The sequence below is a fragment of the Leptospira wolbachii serovar Codice str. CDC genome, assembly GCF_000332515.2.
Taxonomy (GTDB): Bacteria; Spirochaetota; Leptospiria; order Leptospirales; family Leptospiraceae; genus Leptospira_A; species Leptospira_A wolbachii.
Genome location: NZ_AOGZ02000014.1, coordinates 218,309 through 239,694, shown reverse-complemented (window position 1 = coordinate 239,694; position 21,386 = coordinate 218,309). Strand labels below are relative to the sequence as shown.

General features: G+C 40.2%; 20 protein-coding genes and 1 tRNA gene. 11 read left to right on the top strand and 10 right to left on the bottom strand.

All coding sequences use genetic code 11. The features are described 5' to 3' along the window. Positions 1-18 precede the first annotated feature (18 nt). The gene (locus LEP1GSC195_RS06640) at positions 19-879 is read left to right on the top strand and encodes a flagellar hook-basal body protein (protein WP_015682311.1); all 861 of its coding nucleotides are present in this window, start codon (positions 19-21) and stop codon (positions 877-879) included. Here LEP1GSC195_RS06640 and LEP1GSC195_RS06635 read toward each other — a convergent pair. Further along, positions 847-1,611 carry a transposase gene (locus tag LEP1GSC195_RS06635; RefSeq protein WP_232227721.1) on the bottom strand — a complete coding sequence of 255 codons (765 nt, stop codon included), beginning with the start codon at positions 1,609-1,611 and terminating at the stop codon, positions 847-849. The genes LEP1GSC195_RS06640 and LEP1GSC195_RS06635 overlap by 33 nt on opposite strands. Before the next feature lie 902 nt (positions 1,612-2,513). After that, on the bottom strand, positions 2,514-3,266 hold the full coding sequence (locus LEP1GSC195_RS06625) for an SDR family NAD(P)-dependent oxidoreductase (RefSeq protein WP_040506979.1): 753 nt from the start codon (positions 3,264-3,266) through the stop codon (positions 2,514-2,516). Positions 3,267-3,654: 388 nt separating this feature from the next. On the opposite strand from LEP1GSC195_RS06625, the gene LEP1GSC195_RS06620 reads away from it, so the two are divergent. The 4 genes from LEP1GSC195_RS06620 (at position 3,655) to LEP1GSC195_RS06605 (ending at position 9,520) form a co-directional block, all read left to right on the top strand. Continuing rightward, entirely contained in the window at positions 3,655-7,008 is a 3,354-nt protein-coding gene (locus tag LEP1GSC195_RS06620) for an MHYT domain-containing protein (RefSeq protein ID WP_015681896.1), read from the top strand. After that, the gene (locus LEP1GSC195_RS06615) at positions 6,998-8,002 is read left to right on the top strand and encodes an HD domain-containing phosphohydrolase (RefSeq protein ID WP_015682644.1); all 1,005 of its coding nucleotides are present in this window, start codon (positions 6,998-7,000) and stop codon (positions 8,000-8,002) included. Before LEP1GSC195_RS06620 ends, LEP1GSC195_RS06615 begins: the two co-directional genes overlap by 11 nt. A gap of 32 nt (positions 8,003-8,034) precedes the next feature. Beyond that, a complete protein-coding gene (locus LEP1GSC195_RS06610; RefSeq protein WP_015682454.1) occupies positions 8,035-8,895 on the top strand; it encodes an AraC family transcriptional regulator in 861 nt (286 codons plus the stop codon). Positions 8,896-9,031: 136 nt separating this feature from the next. Beyond that, on the top strand, positions 9,032-9,520 hold the full coding sequence (locus LEP1GSC195_RS06605) for a GyrI-like domain-containing protein (protein ID WP_015681020.1): 489 nt from the start codon (positions 9,032-9,034) through the stop codon (positions 9,518-9,520). A gap of 29 nt (positions 9,521-9,549) precedes the next feature. Here LEP1GSC195_RS06605 and LEP1GSC195_RS06600 read toward each other — a convergent pair whose 3' ends face one another. Both LEP1GSC195_RS06600 and LEP1GSC195_RS06595 read right to left on the bottom strand, forming a co-directional pair. After that, the gene (locus LEP1GSC195_RS06600; protein ID WP_015681515.1) at positions 9,550-10,281 is read right to left on the bottom strand and encodes a class II aldolase/adducin family protein; all 732 of its coding nucleotides are present in this window, start codon (positions 10,279-10,281) and stop codon (positions 9,550-9,552) included. Between the two features lie 65 nt (positions 10,282-10,346). Beyond that, positions 10,347-11,021, bottom strand: coding sequence for a class II aldolase/adducin family protein (locus LEP1GSC195_RS06595; RefSeq protein ID WP_408605927.1), 675 nt, complete (start codon positions 11,019-11,021; stop codon positions 10,347-10,349). A 120-nt stretch (positions 11,022-11,141) separates the two neighbouring features. On the opposite strand from LEP1GSC195_RS06595, the gene LEP1GSC195_RS06590 reads away from it, so the two are divergent. Both LEP1GSC195_RS06590 and LEP1GSC195_RS06585 read left to right on the top strand, forming a co-directional pair. Beyond that, positions 11,142-11,816 carry a TetR/AcrR family transcriptional regulator gene (locus LEP1GSC195_RS06590; protein ID WP_084597397.1) on the top strand — a complete coding sequence of 225 codons (675 nt, stop codon included), beginning with the start codon at positions 11,142-11,144 and terminating at the stop codon, positions 11,814-11,816. Between the two features lie 220 nt (positions 11,817-12,036). Further along, positions 12,037-12,342 (top strand): hypothetical protein, encoded by a 306-nt coding sequence (locus tag LEP1GSC195_RS06585; RefSeq protein ID WP_015682593.1) that lies wholly within the window; start codon positions 12,037-12,039, stop codon positions 12,340-12,342. A 124-nt stretch (positions 12,343-12,466) separates the two neighbouring features. Here LEP1GSC195_RS06585 and LEP1GSC195_RS06580 read toward each other — a convergent pair whose 3' ends face one another. After that, a complete protein-coding gene (locus tag LEP1GSC195_RS06580) occupies positions 12,467-13,876 on the bottom strand; it encodes a flavin-containing monooxygenase (protein WP_015682459.1) in 1,410 nt (469 codons plus the stop codon). Between the two features lie 138 nt (positions 13,877-14,014). On the opposite strand from LEP1GSC195_RS06580, the gene LEP1GSC195_RS06575 reads away from it, so the two are divergent. Both LEP1GSC195_RS06575 and LEP1GSC195_RS06570 read left to right on the top strand, forming a co-directional pair. Then, positions 14,015-14,659 (top strand): TetR/AcrR family transcriptional regulator, encoded by a 645-nt coding sequence (locus LEP1GSC195_RS06575; RefSeq protein ID WP_015680650.1) that lies wholly within the window; start codon positions 14,015-14,017, stop codon positions 14,657-14,659. A gap of 64 nt (positions 14,660-14,723) precedes the next feature. Continuing rightward, a complete protein-coding gene (locus tag LEP1GSC195_RS06570; RefSeq protein WP_232227720.1) occupies positions 14,724-15,635 on the top strand; it encodes an ankyrin repeat domain-containing protein in 912 nt (303 codons plus the stop codon). Positions 15,636-15,740: 105 nt separating this feature from the next. On the opposite strand, the gene LEP1GSC195_RS06565 is transcribed toward LEP1GSC195_RS06570, so the two are convergent. Then, positions 15,741-16,415, bottom strand: coding sequence for a CDP-alcohol phosphatidyltransferase family protein (locus tag LEP1GSC195_RS06565; RefSeq protein WP_015680986.1), 675 nt, complete (start codon positions 16,413-16,415; stop codon positions 15,741-15,743). Positions 16,416-16,516: 101 nt separating this feature from the next. On the opposite strand from LEP1GSC195_RS06565, the gene LEP1GSC195_RS06560 reads away from it, so the two are divergent. Next, positions 16,517-16,593: transfer RNA gene (locus LEP1GSC195_RS06560), tRNA-Asp, on the top strand. 16 nt (positions 16,594-16,609) lie between these two features. Here the strand turns inward: LEP1GSC195_RS06560 and fliG are convergent. Beyond that, complete coding sequence (gene fliG, locus LEP1GSC195_RS06555) at positions 16,610-17,629, bottom strand: flagellar motor switch protein FliG (protein ID WP_002973559.1); 1,020 nt, start codon at positions 17,627-17,629, stop codon at positions 16,610-16,612. Between the two features lie 130 nt (positions 17,630-17,759). Between fliG and LEP1GSC195_RS06550 the strand changes: the two genes are divergently transcribed. Beyond that, positions 17,760-17,969 (top strand): hypothetical protein, encoded by a 210-nt coding sequence (locus tag LEP1GSC195_RS06550; RefSeq protein WP_002987008.1) that lies wholly within the window; start codon positions 17,760-17,762, stop codon positions 17,967-17,969. 16 nt (positions 17,970-17,985) lie between these two features. Here LEP1GSC195_RS06550 and LEP1GSC195_RS06545 read toward each other — a convergent pair whose 3' ends face one another. Genes LEP1GSC195_RS06545 through pdhA form a run of 3 tightly spaced genes read right to left on the bottom strand, consistent with a single transcriptional unit; the run spans position 17,986 to position 21,334 of the window. Further along, positions 17,986-19,362 (bottom strand): pyruvate dehydrogenase complex dihydrolipoamide acetyltransferase, encoded by a 1,377-nt coding sequence (locus LEP1GSC195_RS06545; protein ID WP_015682010.1) that lies wholly within the window; start codon positions 19,360-19,362, stop codon positions 17,986-17,988. A 10-nt stretch (positions 19,363-19,372) separates the two neighbouring features. Next, a complete protein-coding gene (locus LEP1GSC195_RS06540; protein ID WP_015682532.1) occupies positions 19,373-20,347 on the bottom strand; it encodes a pyruvate dehydrogenase complex E1 component subunit beta in 975 nt (324 codons plus the stop codon). Then, positions 20,348-21,334 (bottom strand): pyruvate dehydrogenase (acetyl-transferring) E1 component subunit alpha, encoded by a 987-nt coding sequence (gene pdhA, locus LEP1GSC195_RS06535; protein WP_015681120.1) that lies wholly within the window; start codon positions 21,332-21,334, stop codon positions 20,348-20,350. Between the last annotated feature and the right edge of the window lie 52 nt (positions 21,335-21,386).

Genomic DNA, 21,386 nt, shown 5'->3' with positions numbered 1-21,386 from the left:
ATGATAGGTAGGAAAGTTATGTTACGAGGACTTTATACAGGCGCCAACGGGATGATTTCCCAACAAGTAAGAATGGATGTGATCGCCAACAATTTGGCCAATGTGGATAAAACCGCATTCAAAAAAGATACGACTGTTTTCAAAACTTTTCCTGAAATGTTACTCCATCGTTATTCTGAAGATGGAATTGGCAAAACACCTATGGGTTCTTTTGACACCTCCCCAGTGGTCGGGAAACTCGGGTTTGGTGCCGAAGTGAATGAAGTTTACACTCGCTTCGACCAAGGCTCTGTAAAAAAAACAGACAATATCTTTGATTTGATGATCCAAGACCAACCTGGTATGGAAAAACCTGCTTTTTTTTCTGTTCTTACCAACAGAGGTGAGCGCCTCACTCGGAGTGGTAGTTTTGTTTTGGATAAAAATGGATTTGTTGTGACTCCCCAGGGGTTTCCTCTTCTCGGAGAAAAAGGTCCCATCCAAGTGAACCAGGGAAATTTTCTTGTGAAAGAAAATGGCGAAATCTATATCAATGCAAAACTTGGAACGGCCCCGAAAGATGGAACTAATTTTAGCGAAAACCGATTTGAAGATCCAGTCCTTCTTGACACTCTCAAAATTCGAACGGTAGAAAATCCTCGCCACCTGGACAAAGAAGGGGACTCGTTTTATTCTGATACTCCCGAATCGGGTGAACCCACTAAGTTTCCGACTCTTCTTGCCCCTCAAGTGATGCAAGGTTTTTTAGAAGCCTCCAATGTTTCTGTTGTGACCGAGATGGTGGATATGATTGAAGTGAACCGCGCCTACGAAGCCAATTCCAAAACCATGCAAACACAGGATAGTTTACTTGGTCGATTGTTCGAAGTTATGCGATAGTTTAGATATAATAGGTAGATTCCGCACAAATCCCTCTCTTTGAGCGGACACTAATCTATCCATTCCAACAACCTGAATGGATTTATAGAATGCAAGTTCATTGAGATAGAGTTGCGAGAACTTTGGCTTTATATAAGAGTATGCACTAAAAGCTGACTTAAGAAGTCTTTGGTTACCTTCAGCTACTTGGTTATGAACTGAGAGTTTACTCCATCGATTGCGAGCAAACTTATATCTGTTATCTTTACTGTGTGCAGTATGATTTATTGCCCTATGTTTTTTATAAATTCCCCATAACCAAGGATATCCTTCATCAGAAAATAGGGGAGATTCGTAAGGAACAGTTTTGCGAATTATGGTTCCTAAAGTATTAGCCTTCTGATCTGGGATTGAATCAAAGAAGACACAACCATTTTGAGTAGCAATTGTACTAATAAGGATCCCAACTTGTTTCCCCCCAACTGAGTCACTTTGATATATACTAGCAGTGAGACCACCATGACGAAACCTTTTACGATGTTGGTTGCTTCTCTGAGAGGCAGAGTAAAGAACTGCTGTATCTGTATGAGGTATTTTTCTATATAGTTTTTTACCTATAGCTTTCTTTACGTCCTTACCGTCTTCTACCTTTGGAAGGGTAACATCTTTGAAAGTTTCCTTGAGATCATTGTAATATAATTTCCTCAGTACTTCCATCTGATGGCTCGCAAACACCATTAAACGTTGCTTCAAAAGCCTCGCAGACTTATATGATATGCTTAACCTTTTACTAATTTCTACAGAAGTAATTACTTTGGGAAATTGTAGGATGGACTCCTCTAAAATATACCCAAACATCCAGATTGGTAGCTTAAAATGATGTAATGGAGTATATGAGAGCCTGGAGACTTGGTGGTGACAGTTTTTATTCCCACATCTTACAAGGTCAGGACGATTCTTAACACCTTTAGAAAGTATTACATTACATTTGGGGCAGTACTTAGGGTAGAGATCATAGAGGATTTTATATGTAAGTTTTTGGAACTTCTCTGTATGGATACCCGAAGTAGATTTATATTTATGATCCTTAAAAGTCTCTGCTTCCACAAAAATGTCATCTGTAAGGTTCTCATAGAGATGATCCTTAGTATAGTGATTGTTTTCTCCATCTAAGTGTATCTCTGAGCTAGAAGGTTGAGGAACGTAAGCACCTTCGCTTGTAGTTTTTGAGGGAGTAGGTGTAATCTTACCCTTTGAGGATAATTTTGGTGATCCTTTTTTTGTTCTATTGGTAGGTTTGTTAGGGTGAATTTGCTTCGAGGATACATTTGTAGAGGCTGAAGTTCGTGGGGATAGGTTCGGAGAAGGGGAGACGTTGGAAGAGTTTAATTTTTGGTCGGAGTTGTTAGATTCTGAGGGGGAAATGGGGGATTTGTGCGGAATGGTATGGAGAGATTAGTTTAGATATCCTTTTGGGGGTGAATCCCCGAAAGATTTTGTCTTCCATTCCAAAACTTAACTTTTCGATCTTATGGGAATGTTCGCCTTTCGGGGACCGGGCTTGTCCGGGGTGCGCATTCGCTCCCGTCTGACATCCGTCAGACCAAGCCCTCCCATCCCTTTCACGGGATGGATTCACTAATACTCAAGCCCCGCTAACTCCTCGTTCCCCCATCCACACGATATACCGATCCGGTGATGAAACTAGATTCTTCAGATGCCAAAAAGGCAATTAAGTTGGCTACTTCTGCTGGTTTTCCAAGCCTTCCCATGGGAATGTTTTTTTCCATGGCATCTTTTCCTCTTTCGCCCGCAACATCGAGGATGGCTGTTTCTGTCCAACCAGGGCATACGGCATTGATCCGAACTCCAAACCTTGCGACTTCGAGTGCTCCCGTAGTGGTGAGTTCAATCACACCGGCTTTGGCTACACAATAAGGTCCGAGTGAAGGGGAAGCACCAAGTCCTGCAATGGAGGCCACATTGATGATGGATCCACCAATACGATCAGCTAGCATTGATTTTGTGGCATATTTTTGACACCAGAATACGCTTGTTAGGTCCATTAGAATCAATCGATCCCACACTTCTGTACTGACCTTATGCATAAAGGTGGGTTTGTTGGCAATCCCTGCATTGTTCACCATAATATCCAAACGTTTGCCTTTAGCTTTTAAAGATTCTACTAGTGCGATAATTTCTTCTTCTACCGTAACATCACATTTGATAAATTCAGCTGAACCACCTAAGTCTTGAATTTCCGTAACCAATCGGTTGCCTTCTATGGTATTAATATCAGATACAATTACATGAGCACCTTTTTTTGCCAGAATGAGTGATGTTTCTCTACCTATACCAAGCGCAGCGCCGGTAACAATGGCATTTTTATCTTTAACGTTTTTTTCCATACCAAACCTTTTTGTGGTTAACAAGAATACGCAAGTAAATTCCAAAAGTTTGTAATTCTTTCTCATTTAATAAAGACTGATCGGTCTACTCTATTTGTTTGTTATGCTGGTGAACCGAACGGTATATTGACGAGATTTTCTATCATGGTTTTCAAGTTTCTTATATGATCTCTTAGCTTCTTTAATCTTGGAGAAACTTTTTAACTAGGAGAGGAGCTAAAAAAAAGAATGGTGAAAATTGCCACAAATGAATCCAACCATCACAATCTAACGGATCCCTTTAGTGCTAGTACGAATAGAGTAAAAGGCATTTTAGAATATATCTAAATTGCGAGTATCCAGATTTTCTTAAGATGAATGATAGGAGAAAGATGGTGTATGTAAAACAATGGGAATCGAATTTTTAAAACAAACTTTTATCTTTGATTCTAGCCAAATGTATTTTGTGGAAGGCACTTATAATTATTGGTTAGTAGCTCTTTCTATTTTTATTTCTATCTTCGCTTCTTGGATTTCCTTATACATGCTCAATCGATTTTCAAATGTGGAGAATCAGTTTTCTCGATTAGCAATTTTATTCACTTCTAGTTTGTCTATGGGCGGTGCGGTTTGGTCTATGCACTTTATAGGAATGATGTCGTTTGAACTCTGCACAAAGATCACATACAATAAATCCATTACTATACTTTCTATACTTCCTAGTTTTTTGGCGTCTTATTTTGCATTAGTTTCATTGAGTAAAAAGCAGATTAGTCTAAAAGAATTAATTTCTGTTGGAGTCATCGTTGGTGCCGGTATTGGTTTTATGCATTATATGGGAATGGCTGCGATGGAAATGCGCCCAAAGTTAATGTATGATCCATTACTTTTTGTCGTTTCGCTTGTGGTGGCAATATCTTTGGCAATTTTATCTATCTTCATTCAATTTCGACTTAAAAAAAGAAATCTGAAAATCAAAAATATTTATTTAACGCTCATTAGTGGAGTTGTGATGGGAAGTGCTATTTCCGGCATGCATTATACTGGAATGGCTGCTGCTCGTTTTGTGACTGAAGGAAATCAAATCCTCGAGACTTCGAATCCCGATCAATTATTTTTGGCCTCCCTTGTGAGTGTGGGTAGTATATTCGTCATTGGTTCTACTGTGGCAACAATCGCTTTTATTAGTTATAAGGATCTTTTTCAGAATCTACAAAAAAGTGAATCTAGACTTCGAGCTATCATTGAAACGGCTGCTGACGCCATTGTAATGATCAACACAAAAGGTATAGTGCAGGAATTTAATATTAGTGCAGAGAAAATGTTTGGCTGGAAGGCAAAAGAGATCATCGGAAAAAATGTTAATATTTTAATGCCAAATCCTTACCAAACGGAACATGATCAGTATCTTTCTAATTATCTAAGAACGGGAAATGCAAAGATTATAGGTGTCGGTAGAGAAACGGAAGCAATAAAAAAAGATGGAACCGTTTTCCCCATTCGACTAGCAATTGGTCACACAAAACTACCCCAGGACGACATTTTTGTTGGTTTGATCAGCGATATTACAGAAAGAATCATTATCGAAAATGCATTAAAATCAAATGAAGAACAAATGCAGTCCTTCATTCAAAATATTCCAGGCGTAGTGTATCGGTGTTTGGTGGATGAGTATTGGACTACTGTTTTTATGAGTGATTCGATACTTAACTTATCAGGGTATCCTTCCAATGATTTTTTGGAACCTAATCGGAAACGTACGTTTTCAGAAATCATTCATCCAGAAGATCGAATCCATGTTTCTAATATCATTCAGAATGCAATCGATACTTCAGATACATTTGTTTTGAACTATCGTATCATTCAAAAATCTGGGGATATTCGTTGGGTTCTAGAATATGGCAGTCTTGTGCTCGATGAAGTCAAAAACGTAAAATTCCTAGATGGAGTGATCTTAGACAACACCGATCGAAGGATGATCGAAGAAGCTCTAATTGAATCCAAAGAAAAGGCGGAGATGGCTGCCATCACCAAAACTACGTTTTTGGCAAATATGAGCCATGAAATCAGAACCCCGATGAATGCAATCATAGGATTCACCGAAGTTTTGTTATCTGGTGAATTATTTGGAAACCAAAAAAGTCAATTAGAAACTGTAAAGAATTCTGCAAAATCTCTTTTACGTTTGTTAAACGATGTATTAAATTCAGCAAAACTGGATCGGGGTGCAGTAGAACTTGAAGTTATTGATTTTTCACTTCTGTCACTTGTGGATCAAGTTTGTTCTGCTATGGGAATCGAGGCAAAACGTAAGGGATTACAGTTTCAGTATTCACTTGCTGAAAACCTAGAAGAATACTACCGAGGGGACAGCCTTCGGATTCGCCAAATTTTAACCAACTTAATTGGGAATGCAATTAAATTCACTAAGGAAGGTTTTATCCAACTTAACATCACAGCTAAGGATGGCGAAGTGTTGTTTCATATCCAAGATAGTGGAATTGGAATTGCTTCTGACAGGATGGAAAAAATCTTTGATCCGTTTACTCAAGCAGATGTTTCGATGAGCAGGAAGTTTGGTGGAACAGGCCTTGGTACTACTATTTCCAAACAATTAGTGGAGCTTATGAAGGGAAAGATTTGGGTGGAGAGTGAGCTTGGAGTTGGAACTAATTTTTTTGTTTCCCTTCCTTTGGAAAAAGGAAAGCCTATATTAGAGTTTAATGAGAAAATCCAATCTGATCTACCGAGTATGGAAATACTCATTGTAGATGATGTCAAACAAAACGTGGAGCTCATTCAACTTTTAATGGCTTCTAATGGTCATAAGGTGGAGATTGCAAAGAATGGTAAAGAAGCACTTGCGATTTTTACATCCAAACCTTTTGATTTAGTTTTAATGGACATCCAGATGCCTGAGATGGATGGTCTGGAAGCCACTCGCCAGATTCGTAAATATGAGAAAACTACTTCGAGTCATACCCCGATCATTGCTTTGTCAGCTAGTGTATTCGAAGAAGATAAACAATCAGCAAAAGATGCAGGTATGGACGGGTTTGTTTCTAAACCCATAGACATTCAAGATTTGTTTTTTGAAATTAAGAAACTGATAACTAAAAATAACAAAACTTCGATACAATCAGCTCGAAACCCACAACAAGAAGAAATTTTCCTGTCTCAAAGGGGCATCCAGCTTTTTGGATCCTTAGAGAAATATGTATCGATGGTGAATAGTTTTTTTTCAGATTTCAAAAATGATGTGCAGGAATGCAACAAACTCCTTGGAGATATTGACAACCAACAGCGTTTTTTACATCGAATGAAAGGAGTCTCCTCAAATCTGGGAATTACTTCAATCGCAAATGTTTCTCTGCAACTGGAAAAGAAAATGCAGAATGAAAAACTAAACAATGCAGATTTTGAGAGTTTACAAGAGGTATTTACTCAAAGTTACCTTCGATTTTTGGAAGAGTTTGAAAATCAAATTTCAAAAGAGGATATACCGCAAAGTGAAACCAAAATCCTTTTGAATTCTGCAAAAGTCGGTGTCCTGAATTCCATCCGGGTTCTCTCTGATTCTTTTTCTCGGGGGTCTTTGGACCAAAAGGAATGGAATACTTTGTATGATCTTTTATCTGAAACGGAATTTTCTAAAGTCATTTCGCAAATTGAATCATCGATTCAGCAGTTTGATTTTGAAAATACAATTAAACAGTTAAATATTTTAAAACTTCAAATAATGGGAGGTTATAGTGAAAATTAATGCGAAACCAAAGGTCCTAGTTGTTGATGATGAACCAACTAACTTACAAATACTCAATGAAATTTTACAGAGTGACTATCATCTTTTGTTTGCTAAAGAGGGAACCAAAGGGATTGAACTGGCTATCTCAGAAGAACCGGAATTAATTTTACTTGATGTAATGATGCCTGGGATGACTGGACATGAAGTTTGTAAAATTTTAAAATCGAATGAAAAAACGAAGTACATTCCTGTTATCTTTGTGACTGCCCTTACTGAAGTGGGTGATGAGGAGAAAGGATTTCAATTGGGAGCAGTCGATTATATTATCAAACCAGTCAGTCCACCAATTGTAAAAGCAAGAATACAAAACCATCTATCATTAGTAAATGTAAACGAAGTTAAGGCAACGAGGTTACAAATTGTACAACGTCTAGGTATGGCTTCTGAATACAAAGACAATGAAACGGGTATGCATGTGATTCGTATGAGTCATTATTCACAAAGCCTTGCTTTGGCCTTCGGTTATTCTTCCGAAGCTGCTGAAGAAATTTTAAATGCAGCACCTATGCACGATGTGGGAAAAATTGGAATTCCGGATCATATCATTCAAAAACCAGGAAAACTCACACAAGAAGAGTGGGAGATTATGAAACGCCACCCCCAGATCGGTGCTGAGATCATTGGGGACCACAACTCCAGTTTGTTAAAATTGGCAAAGTCCATTGCCATCACTCATCATGAAAAATTTGATGGATCGGGTTATCCTTTCCAATTAAAAGGAGAGGGAATTCCTTTGGAGGGAAGAATCATTGCTATTGCCGATGTATTCGATGCGTTAACAACCGCAAGGCCTTATAAAAAAGCTTGGGAAGTGGACGTTGCCATTGAATTTTTGAAAAAGGAATCAGGAACACATTTTGATCCTACACTTGTGGAAAAATTCGTATCTGTTTTACCAAAAATTTTAGAAATCAAAAACCAATGGCCAGAAAAAAACGATACTGAAGTCTAGACAAAGTTTTTTTACAAAGAAAAGATTGCTCCATGGATTACTACGATCATATCAAACTAGCAGTTAGTTTTATTGAAAAACATTTGAGAGATGACATTGGTGTAGAAGATATATCAAAAAATGCATTCCAATCCAGATGGCATTTCCAAAGAATATTTCGCTATGTTACGGGCTACTCTGTTTATACCTATCTAAAAAAACGAAGACTGACGGAAGCCGGAAACGATCTTATCCTCGGAAAAGATAAAATTATCGATATAGCTTTAAAATATCATTATACAACTCCTGAGTCTTTCCTACGTGCATTTCGTTCTGAATATGGAATGAATCCTTCCGATTATAGAAAACAATTAGAACATAGAAATTTTCCTAAATTGGAAATTGATTCTTTACGTGATGGAATTAGAATCGATGGATCGGGAATTAAAACACAAGTTGTGACCAAAAATGAATTTATTCTGATGGGTAAAACATACCGAACTACAATGCAAAGATGCCAAAATGAGATCGATATTCCTAAGTTTTGGGGCGAATTTACAAGTAGAGGTTTAGCCGAATCCATTCCCCACAGGATGGGTCATTCTCTTATGGGGATCTATACAAACTGGGATTATGCGGAGAATTTCGATGTGGTGATCGGTGCACAAGTGAGTTCGGATGGTTTTGTTCCAGATGGATTTGTCACCCATAGAATGAAACCATCAAAATATATGGTTTTTACTATTCCCGGAAATCAAAACAGAGATATTCTGAATGGTTGGAAGTATATTTACGGAACGTGGATGCCAAACACAGGTTACGAACGGGAATTTAGTGATGATTTTGATTTGTTTGATGATCGATTCCAATCAGAAACCAACCCAGAATCAGAAATCTACATCCCCATCAAATAGGTTTGGTTTTCCTATCATCGAAATCGGTTTTTAGAATTTTAGTAAGTTGGTTTTCTCTCTACTTTGTCGCAAAAACTACCCACAAAAAAGCACAAATTGTCAAGAAAGGATTATCCCTTTCGGTTACTATGATCTTATGGAAAATACAACTCAGAAGAAAATTCATTTAGAGAACATCACTCTCGTCGGGATTAAAGCCAGGACTTCTAATGCTTCGGAAATGACAGGCAAAGGTAAAATTGCAGGTCTTTGGCAACGGTTTTGGGAGGAGGGAATCCTTTCGCAGATTTCAGGGAGAACCAACCTTTCGGAATTTATGGTAACCTATACAGAATTTGAATCGGATGAAAATGGGGAATACACTATCCTAATTGGTGCTGCTGTAGATTCGGTTGGAACTCTGCCTCCTCATCTAACCTCAGTTACAATTCCTGCATCCAATTATATCCAAGTGCCCACCCCTTGGGGTCCGATCGCTGAGATAGGCCTTGAGACGTGGAAGACCATTTGGTCCGAAGATAATTACAAAAAAAACCGTTCTTACGTTGCTGATCTCGAAGTTTATGGTTTGAATGCGAAAGATCCCAATCACTCTCAGTTTGATATTTTTCTCGGTATCAATTAAAGATAAGCACACTCTAGAATTGGGATTATCTAATAAGCTTTGAAGCCAGTCGGTGTTTCGCCGCGAGCATAGGCCGCACTGGCTTTGGTTTCATCTTTTAAGAGTCGACTCTTCGCAATAAAACGCACCCACCAAGGAATCCTTTGGATTGGATTTCCCGTGGAGTGTGCTAATAGATAGGCTTTGGAACATTTTTCTATCAATTCACAGTTATAAATGGCTTTATCACGAGTGACACTAGTGATGACCACACCTCCTTCATCCAGAAAAGCATTGGCACCCGAAAGCAAAATGGAACTTGCTTCAACAGAACCGTCAAATCGTTTGGGGATCTTGAGGACTGGTGCTCCTAATTGGCGGCACTGTTCATCAAAAACTAAGGGGAGTGGGTGATCGAGAGTTGCCAGTAAGGAGCTCCAAACGGGCCTAAACCAAACAATGGCACCTATGTCTGGTCTTAAGGAATATAGACTGGCATGAAACCGGACCACAGCAAAAGATTCCTCTCGAATCGAATTTCCTTTGAGATTACTTGTGGGATTATCAATTAAGAATTCTGTTGTTTCTACTTTTGATTTCTTTCCTTCCGAACGGTGCATCAGAAGGAAACTCCCTTTACCCGGAATACGAAAGGAAAGATCCGCCTTATGGGTTTGTAATAGACCTTTGTTTTCTAAGCGATCCCACAAATGGTTTAATTCCGCTAAATCGGATGGAGTCTCCTGTTTTGGATTTCTTTTTTTAATGGGAGTCGATTTCATTCTAGTATTTCCTTAATTTTCTGGTTTTCCAACGAACTTTGGTATTATGGCCAATAACTGAACCATTAAAGCGCCGAGAGTAACTGTTGTTTCATCTCGTTTGGCATATAGATTAGGTTTTGGTTTTTTTCAATTCGGTTTCGTAAAAAACGTGCGGCTTCCTTTTCCACTAACTTTACATTGGCGATGGCCCTATCGAGTGATAATGCCCCACAAACAAGGCCATGGTTTCGGAGTAGGTACCCATTGGTTTCTTTCGTGATCTTTTTTCTAAAGGCTCTGACAAGAAATGGGGTTCCCGATGGGGCATAGGGAACAATTCGCACAAATTGTCCTATATTTTGTTTCCCTTCCATGGATTCAATATCCATATCCAAACCCAATAGGGAGACGGCACTTGCGAGTGGTTGGTGCGTATGTAAACTTACTTCAATCTCGGGTCGCAAACTAAAAAATGAAGCATGAATTCCACTTTCGGTGGTTGGCTGTTTGGTTCCCTCTACCATCTTTAATCCATTGATCTCTAAGATACAAAGATCATCAGGTTTCATAGTATAATAGTCAGTAGCAGAAGGAGTGACCGCCATAAGTTTAGAATCGATTCGGACAGCTAAATTTCCACCGACACCAGCCAAAAATCCTAAATCAGCTAACTTTATACAGGCGGTAAGCATGGACTTTTTTACAGTTTCTATTTTTGAATCTTTAATCACTTTTGACTCCATTTCTTGGATTCCCATAAAACCCGACATCTGTCGAATAGAATTTACATTCGGCAGGGCTAATGTCGAGTATTTTTCCAAAGATGGCTGCTATTTTTGCTTGAAACTGGCAAAAAACTCGGCTTTTGTCGATAACGAATGCAAAATTCCAAGCCAAAACAACCATCGGGAAAGGGAAAGGAGGAGGGTAAAATCTCTATAAGGAAAAAGGCCGGAAAAAAGGTGCAAGATCATGGTCGGCGGACGGTCCTTGTACAATCACTTAGAGAACTACTGCGTGAGGAAGATCCATCCTCACTTACCTTTGCGAAAGTATGTGCACGGGCCAAAATCCCCAGGGCCTCCGCCTATCATTTTTTTCCTAATATGGGTGCCTTGTATTTAGGCCTTCGGTTAGTACATTCAGAATTAGTTTCTGCAAGGTTAGAAAGAGTGGATACCTCGAAATTTGAAACTTGGCAAGACTATGTGTATTTTCTTGCCATAGAAGCGGCATCTGTCGTAAGAGAAGACAGAGCTCTCATGCGTGTGGTGTATGGGGTTCGTAATGAAGAGACCCAACATATCGGAAAAACGTTAGATTCTACAATTGCAAAATTGGCTCTTTCTCAAGTAGAGGACCGGTTTTTACTACCAGACTTACCGGATGTAGCTCGTAAGGTGGGCATTGCGGTCTCCCTTATTGATTCGGTCTTTCGGTATTCGTTTCGGGAACAGGGAGAAATCACCGAAGAGATGGTAGGTGAAGCCGGAAGAGCTGCCGTCGCCTATTTAAGATGTTATCTTCCTGAATATCTAAAACACAGGAAATAAATCGGAACAATAGAATATCTCAGTTAGATTCTTCAAACTTTACCACTTCGAACGGAAAATCAATGAACTTGCCAATTTTCAATATTCGATTGGAGACTTCGGATCATTAAATTACTCATCTTCTTTCACTCAAAACAAAAATGAATTTACTTTTAATAATCCAAGCTTTGATATCGTACCAAGAAGGAAGATTTGATACTATCTTCATAAGGTTACATGTATGGAAGAAAACGAAACAATAGAGATTCCACAGATTCAAGAAGAACCTGCTCCGGAAGTAGCAGTAGTGGTTAAAAAAGCAGCTCCTAAGAAGAAAAAAGCCGCAAAAAAGAAAGCAGCGAAGAAAAAGGCTAAAAAAGCGGCTCCTAAAAAGAAGAAAGCTGCAAAGAAAAAAGTAGCTAAGAAAAAGAAAGCCGCTAAGAAAAAAGTTAAGAAGGCTGTTTCTAAAAAGAGACCTGCGAAAAAGAAAACTGCTAAGAAAAAAGCAGCGAAAAAGAAAGTCGCAAGAAAGAAAAAAAGACGTTAAACACGTTTGGGATAATAGCTTTAGTTTCATACCAGGAATATCCTTCCTGGAACTGAGTCGGATCTATTATCCCAAAAATCACCTATTCAACCCAATCTACAAACTCTTACGAAGACCATCTTTTTTAGCCATTTTTGTTTTCCTTTGAAGTCACTTCTCTAGACATTAAATGTTGGAATTGCCCAGGTTTTAATTCTGGCCATCCCATTTTCTTTTGTATTTTAGACCTATACTGTTTGTAAGCTACCTGATTGACATAGACGGAATGGCGACCTGTATTTAGATATTGGATGTTCCCGTTGAGCAATGGTCGATCGTTTTGAATCAATTGCGCAAACCGTTTTGCCGAAGGATTCCCCTTTAGATTTGCATCAATATAGGAAGTGATTAAATTTGCCATTTCATCGAACATTTTATAGGCACCGCCGTCTGTTTCCATATAACCAAGTGCAAATAGATTTTCGTAATCCCTGTTGAATAAAGTAAGGTAAAGTTCCGGTCTTCCTTGTTTCCATTGAAAGTAACTTTCTTCCATATAGGGAATCGACCAGTTGTAACCGGTTGCCAAAATGATGAGATCGATCTTTTCTTTTGATCCGTCTTTAAAGATCACGAAATCACCTTCCAGTCTTTCTATATCAGGTTTTGCAATCACATCACCATGTCTTAAATTATGTAATAGTTGATCATTGATGATTGGGTGTGTTTCGAAAATTTTATGGTCGGGTGCAGGTAAACCAAGCTTAGTTAAATCACCAACTAGTAGATTCAATAATTTCCCGAGAACAAATTGTGAGAGCCAATTGGGAATCCAATGGGCACCATCACCAAAAACATCTGCAGGTTTCCCTAGTATATGTTTCGGAATGAAATGGTATCCTCGTCTAACACTAATATATGCTTGTTCTGCATTGGCACCTGCATCACAGGCAATATCGCAACCAGAGTTTCCTGCACCTACTACAAGAACTCGTTTTCCTTGAAACAAATGGGATGATTTATAGTTTACGCTATGTAGGATTTTGCCAGTAAAACTAGACTGGCCCGCAATCGTTGGAATATTAGGCGACCATGTAATTCCACTTGCGCACACAATTCCTCCAAAAAGGTATCTCTCTCCGGTTCCAGTTTCGACAAACCAAAGTTTATCTACTTTTTTGATTTGTTTGATCTCTGTGTTGAATTGGATATTAGGATAAAGATTGTAAACCTTTGCAAATTCTCTGTGATAGTTGAGTATTTGTCGATTCGAAGGGTAATCGGGATATTCTTCTGGCATTGGAAAGTCAAAATAATTAGAAAGATATTTAGAGGATATGAAGTGAGCACTTTCATACATTGGGGAACCAGGATTTTTTATATCCCAAATGCCACCGACATCACTATACCTTTCAAATACTTGAAATGGAATTCCCTTGGAGAGAAGGGATCTCGCCATCGCCAGACCTGCGGGTCCCGCACCAACGATGCAGATTGTATCAGATTTATTAATGATTCCTTCGGAATCTATAGTTTGGTTGTCTTTTCTTTCCATTGTTTGCTCCAAGTTCCAATATGAACAATGCTCATAAAAATATGATCAATGCTCTTTATTTAGAATGAGTCAAATAGAAAATCGGTGTTTGGTCAAAAAAAGAAGTGCAAATATTGACATGGGAAATCTCCTTTTCTAATGAGTCTTGAGCCAAAAATACCCGTTCAAACCAGAAGCCGCGACCGGGTCGAACTCATTTTAAAAACAGCTAGAGAGTTAATTGGCGAAAAGGGAATCGATGCTGTTAGTATGCGAGAGATTGCACAGACTGCGGGAATTCAAATTGGTTCCTTATACCAATATTTTCCAGGCAAAAGCGCCTTATTGTTATCCATCATGAATCAATATTATGATTCACTCTATGAAGAAAGCAGACGAATTCTGGATCCTGTTCGAACAATCAAAGAATTGGAAGTGGCTGCTGAAAAGGCCTTCAAACATTTTATCGATTTTTTTCAGAAAGATCCTGCTTTGGCAAATCTTTGGGCAGGAGCTCGAGCCATTCCCGAATTGGTAATAGAAGACAATCGTGACACATATAGAAATTCAGATTTAATTATAAAAACAATCCTCCGTTGCCTTCCCGTGCTAAAAGAATCGGAGGTCCGTCCTTTTGCTCTCTATTTTAGTCACACAACCGGTATGGTAATCCGGTTTGTTAAAGAAATCGATACTGAACACGGGAAAGCGGTTATGAAAGAAACTTTAGAAATTCTAAAATTAAAACTTCGTGAATATGAAAAAATTGCAAAACTGAAGTCAAAACAAAGAAAGAAACTTTAACAGAACCATCTATTAATTAAGATTTTTTTTTTAGAACTTCTCCCCCAGCAGGTTCAATAAGGGTTTGAATCTCTCTTATGTTTTTCACTTGCCTTTCGGAAGTGCAGAATATGATGTTGGGATGATAAAAATCATTCCACTCATTGTTTTATGGGGATTCGTATCTTGTGCGAGTTTGCCCTACACCATAGAAGATCGCAAATTCGACAAAGCCAAACAAATGATCGAAGAAGGTGCCGATGTGAACGAAACTTCGGACTGTTTTCATGCCTTAACCATTGCTGCCATGGAAGGGGATGAAGGTCTCGTTAAACTTTTGTTAGATAAAGGTGCAAAGGTAACCAATCGTTCCAAAGAATGTGATTATACAGACAGAATTGGACCCTTCAAAATGAGATTTCGTTGGGGCGCAAGAACCGCACTTGACCGAGTGGCCAATGCAAAGATAGCAAAACTCTTATTAGCAAAAGGTGCCAATCCAAACATTGCAGGATATAGAGAGTATAGTTTTGGACCAGACTATGACTCTGCGTTATGGAATGCTGTTCGTATAGCTGATTTGGAACTAGTGAAAGTTTTAGTGGAAGCAGGTGCCAATGTTAATGTATATAACAAATCTGGAAAAAATGCGATCTGGGAAATGGCAGAAGCAAGAAAATCCCAAGGAAAACCTGAGTTTCTTTCTTACCTCCAATCTAAAGGCATGAAAAATTTAGAAATCACCGATGCAAAAGCAAAAGCCACTGATGGAAAAGTTTTGACTAAATACAAACACGTTGCCACGGGAGCTGTAACAGAGATGTCTTCGGAGATTGCAAAAGGTGTGTATGAAAATCCCAAAAACTATTCTGCTTTAACGATGAATGCAGCCGATGGAGCTTACTACCATTATGCAGAATTTGTTTGGGTAGAAACTGGACAAAACCTTTACGAATGGTATCTTCTTCGTAAAAAGAAAACAGGAACATTGAAGTAATTCATTTCAAAACTGTAATTTAATTTTAGATTTCTACTTTTGGTTATTTGCTTATATACTCGGAAGTTTTGGCAATTTGAATCATTAGTAGAAATCAAAATCCAATTAGATCTTTTGGTATTTCCTAGCCTGTTTTTTATTTTCAGGATCTAACTCAATTGCTTCCGGATGGAAGACAATATTCCAATACCGAATCACATAGGCAATTACACCGGCTGTTAATACGAAAAGTAAAACATAGGCTGAGATTACAGGATGGAGTAAAAATGAATAGGGTGCCCCAAACTGCAAGAAGTAAGGCAACGACATATACCAAACCACAGACACAGCGACAATTCCCACTCCAAATTTTCCCCACCAGTTCGGTCGTCCTTGTAATCCTCTCTTTAAATACAAATAACCGCCAAGCCAAACTCCTAAAACTTCGCGGATAAAATATACAATGAGGATCCAACTAGGAAAATCAAAATGGATGGTGACAACGAAGAGTCCCCCGAGTGTCACCAGTTTGTCGCAAACCGGATCTAGGTATCTGCCGAGTGTTGTTTCTTGGTGGAGTAGGCGAGCAAAGAGTCCATCCAGATAGTCGCTGAGGACAGCAGCTGTTGCATAAAAAATGGATGCAAAGAAGGCGTGAAGGTTTGCCGGGTTATGTGCGTAGTCATAAGTACTTTGGAAGAAAAAGGGGAGTAACAATACCCGAAACACAGATAGAAAATTGGATAGAGTAAAGATTCGATCATGGAAAAGGTCTTTGGCTTTTTTTTCTTCGATTTGCATAGAACCAATACCAGATTCTAAAAATTCTAACGAAAGGCAAGAAAACAAATGAAAACAGTTGACTCTCGAAGTCGATTCTATACCTTGGTTTTTATTCCGATGGAGTTGTAGCTCAGTTGGTCAGAGTGCCTGCCTGTCACGCAGGATGTCGCGGGTTCGAGCCCCGTCAACTCCGCCATCGGTTTTCCTAAAAATCACTCGATATACTCTTCTTTCTCTTTCTTAAATAAGATCTGATTTTCTTCTTCTAACACACGAGCCACTTGCACAATCTTACTTCTTGCTTCGTTAATCTCTCGTAAGGTGACCCGAGGTTTCATATCTAGGATATCCAAAATATCTTCTGCTCGGTTTTGGCTCATATTGTTTAGGAATTTTTTCCGAATTTCATCCCCCGCGCCACGGATCGCAAGAGAGATGGATGTGTCATCTGCGAGCCTATTGATCAGGATTCGCATCTCCTTATTATCCAAGGATAGAATGTCTTCAAAGGTATATAGTTTTTCCCGCACTTGGTCGGCCACATCGGGTGAGGTCTCTTCCAATTCGGAGAGGATGGTTTCCTCGGCCCCTTTTTCCATAAAGTTCAAAATGTTCGCAAGAACATGAGCACCACCGGCTTCCGAGTATTCCTGTTTGTCTCTTTCTTCGTATCGTTTCTTTAAAATCCGAGCAATGTTTTGGATCACATCAGGGTGGGTTTTGGATGTGGTAGCGAGTCTTACCGCAATTTTGGCTTGTTCTGGTTTGGGAAAGAGTTTCAAAACATCGGCGGCTTTTTTCGGATCCAGGTGAGAGAGTGTCACCGCAATGATTTGTGGGGATTCGGTTCCGAGCATCCCTTGTAAAACACCCGGCTCCACTTGGTTTAGGAATTCAAAATCGTTTTTCGTTTCTTCTTTGTGGATCTTCTTTAAGATCACATTGGCTTTTTCTGCGCCCACAGTATGTTCCAAAAGGGATTTGGCGGTGGAGAGGCCACCGGATGTGGTTTCATTCAAATCTTCTATGGTATTGTGAAATTCTTTTAGGATGACTTCTCTTTCTTCCTTGGATATCGATCTGATTTTGGACATTTCCAAAATCACAGCTTCGAGCATGGCGTCATCTAGATGTTTGAGAACATCGGCAGCCCTCTCTTTGCCTAGGGATAAAAGGAGTAGGGCGGCTTTCCGTACGCCAGGAGTGGCGGATGTGGGGTTCTCAGGCTTCATGTGACATAATTCTCCCGGTTTCCTGATACTGTCAAAAAAAACTTACCTAATGAGACAAAATTTTCTAAAGGTCTCATAAATTCGTACGATACCCTTTGTAAGTTACAAAAAGAAAGGAAAGCAAAACCAGATGGACAAAGCACACAAATTCAAAAGCACACTCGAAAGATACATCCACTACCGGGGAATCGATATCGTTCTCCACCTCAAAGACGGACAAAGCATTGAACTCGATAAAAATCGCCAAATGATGGACGATGTCGTGATCGGGAACTTAGCCAATGGTGTGGTCCGCATTCCCGTCGCCGACATCCAAAGTGCCGATTTTTTCGCCGCTTAAATCCAAAACTCAAAAATCAAATAACACCCGCAATAAGACTCGGTCTTTCCAAAAGAGTCTTTAGGGTTTTTAGAAACTCGGCCCCTACGGCACCATCGATCACTCGGTGGTCGCAAGAAAGGGTCAGAGACAAAACTCTCCCGGCAACCACGACCCCGTTCTCCACAACCGGTTTTTCTTCCACAGAACCCACAGCAAGGATGGCACTTTCCGGCTCATTGATGATGGCCGTGAATCGGCTAATCCCATACATTCCCAAATTCGAAATGGTAAAGGTTCCATTTGAAAATTCTTCGGGTTTGAGTTTTCGTTCCCTCGCCCTTTTGGCCAGTTCCTTCACTTCTTTCGAAATCTCTATTATGGATTTTGTATCTGCATTTCGGATAACGGGTGTTAGTAGACCTCCATCAAGCGAAACAGCAATCCCTACATCCACTCGACCAAATTGTAAAATGGAATCTCCTTGGAAACTGGCATTTACTTTCGGGTGGAGCCGGAGAGCCGCAGCAGTGGCTTTCACAATGATATCGTTTAAGCTCACCTTCACTTGTAATTCTGGATCCAAATGTTTTTGGAATTCCAAAAGATCCGCTCGGAAATCTTCCATAGCTTTCGCATTTACATCCACATTCAAATAAAAGTGGGGGAGGTTTTGTTTGGATTCGGTGAGGCGTTTGGCAATGGTTTTACGCATTCCATTCAGAGTCACCACTTCATCCAAACGAGAAGGTCCAGCCGCCGATGACCGGGAGTTCGTACCTTTGTTTAATGTATCGAGTACATCATTTTTGGTAATTCGACCTTCGGGACCTGTTCCAATGACTGAGTGTAAATCGATTCCGTTTTCAATGGCAATGGACTTAGCCAAAGGAGAGGCAAGCACACGAAGTCCTCCTCTGTTTGTCAAATTTACCCCAGTAACTCCAGTAAGCCCGGTGACCGAGTTTATGGAGGTCGAGGTTTTTGATTGGGGGAGTGCGTTTGCAGAAGGGATCTCTTTTGTAGGAGATGCAACAACGGCAACTGGATCTGGCTTTTCCTGTTGCGGAGTCGTTGGATTCCCATTTTCCTTTGATGCCACTGCTTGTGTTACGGGACTTGGTGCAGAAGAACTTTTTTGTGGAATTCCTGCGAGGAGACTCGATACATCTTCACCGGGTTTTCCAATTACTGCCAAGGCTTCGCCTACTTTTAGTTTGGCGCCTTCGGTATGTAGAATTTTTAGAATCACACCAGTTTCAAAAGCTTCCATTTCCATCACAGCTTTGTCTGTCTCTACTTCGGCAATGATGTCACCGGGAGATACGGAATCTCCTTCTTTTTTCAACCACTTCACTATGGTTCCTTCCTCCATCGTGGGGGAAAGTTGAGTCATTTCTTGGATCTTTGCCATTACGGTTCTCCTACTGTAACATCTCGCGGATGGTATCGGCAACTCTTGTTGCATTGGGCAAACTCATTCGTTCTAAGTTGGCTGCGTAAGACATAGGAACATCCAGTTGTGTCACTCGTTCGACGGGGTGGTCCAAGTAAGCAAAGGCATTTTTTTGGATGAGGTAAGCAATTTGTGCCCCAAATCCAGCTACAGGCCAACCTTCTTCCACAACCACAGCTCTGTTTGTTTTTTTAACAGATTCATAAATGAGATTTTCATCTAACGGGCGTAAACTGCGAAGATCGACTATTTCCACAGAGATCCCTTCTTTTTCTAAGATGGCAGCTGCTTCTTCTGCAAAAACGAGAGCTCTGGACCAAGTCACAAGAGTGATGTCTGTACCTTTGCGTTTGATTTCCCCAAGTCCCAAAGGAATGGTGTATTCTTGTTCCGGGACTTCTCCTTTGGAACCGTATAACACTTCCGATTCGATAAAGATCGTTGGGTTATTGTCCCGAATGGATGATTTGAGTAGGCCATAGGCATCCTTCGGAGTGGCAGGACAAACCACTTTGAGCCCTGGACAATGCGCATACCACGATTCAAAAGCTTGTGAGTGTTGGGCTCCGAGCCTTCCTCCCACACCCCCAGCGCCGCGAAAGACGATGGGCATCGGAAATTGCCCCCCACTCATATAATTGATTTTCGCTGCGGAGTTGATAATTTGGTCGATGGCAACAAGGGAAAAATTCCAAGTCATAAACTCAATGATGGGGCGTAGGCCCACCATGGCAGAACCCACTCCAATGCCAGCAAATCCATTTTCAGAAATAGGGGTGTCGATCACACGTTCCTCTCCGAACTTGGTTAGCATTCCCTGGGAAACTTTATAGGCTCCTTGGTAGTGGCCCACTTCTTCACCCATTAAATAGATCAGTGGATCTTTTTCCATCTCCTCCACCATGGCACGGTTTAATGCTTCTCTATAAGTAAGAATGGCCATCTATTTGTCCTCCGCATACACGTATTTGTGTAGTTGAGAGAGGGGAGGTTCGGGGGAGGTTTCCGCATACTCATAGGCCTCGTCAATTTGGGTTTGGATTTCTAAATCCATTTTATCCAATTCTTCTTCTTTAATCCCACCTAATTCGAGTTCGTGTCTCGCACGCATAAGGGGGTCTTTCTTTTTATAAGCATCCAATTCTTCTTTGGTTCTGTATTTGGCAGGGTCAGACATGGAATGACCACGGAAACGGTAGGTAGAAACTTCAATGAGGGTGGGACCTTCTCCTCGCCTTGCTCGTTCGACTGCCACTTGGACGTGGTCTCTTACTTTTCTCACTTCATCGCCTTCGATATGATCACGAGCCATATCATAAGCATAAGCTCTGACAGAAACATCTTTGACTGCAAGGGCACGGTATTCCGGTGTTCCCATCGCATAATGGTTGTTTTCGCAAATAAAAACGACGGGGAGTTTCCAAATGGCAGCTAAGTTTAATCCTTCATGAAAGGATCCAATATTGGCAGCTCCCTCTCCAAAAAAACAGATAGTAACCGAATCTTCTTTTTTATATTTGGAAGCAAAGGCAATACCAGCGGCAAGAGAGATATGCCCGCCTACAATTCCATGCCCTCCCATAAAGTGTGCGTTGCGATCGAAGAAGTGCATCGAACCACCGTTACCTTTTGAGATCCCTGTTGCTTTACCAAATAACTCTGCCATAAGGGGTTTTGGATTAAGGCCCCTTGCCAATGCATGGCCATGGTCTCTATAAGTAGAAACAATATAGTCTTTTGGTGTGAGGGATGCGATTGCTCCAACACCCACTGCTTCTTGACCGATGTACAAATGTAAAAACCCACCAATCTTTCCTACACTATAGGCTTTGGCAGCGGCTTCCTCAAACTTTCGTATAAGTACCATTTGTCTGTAAAACTCTTTCAACTCGCTCACAGATTGTGAGTCTTTTGGGACAGAAGAAACCAACTAGAACCTCCAAAACCACTAAAAAACTACACTATTTAGACGGAGAATGAAA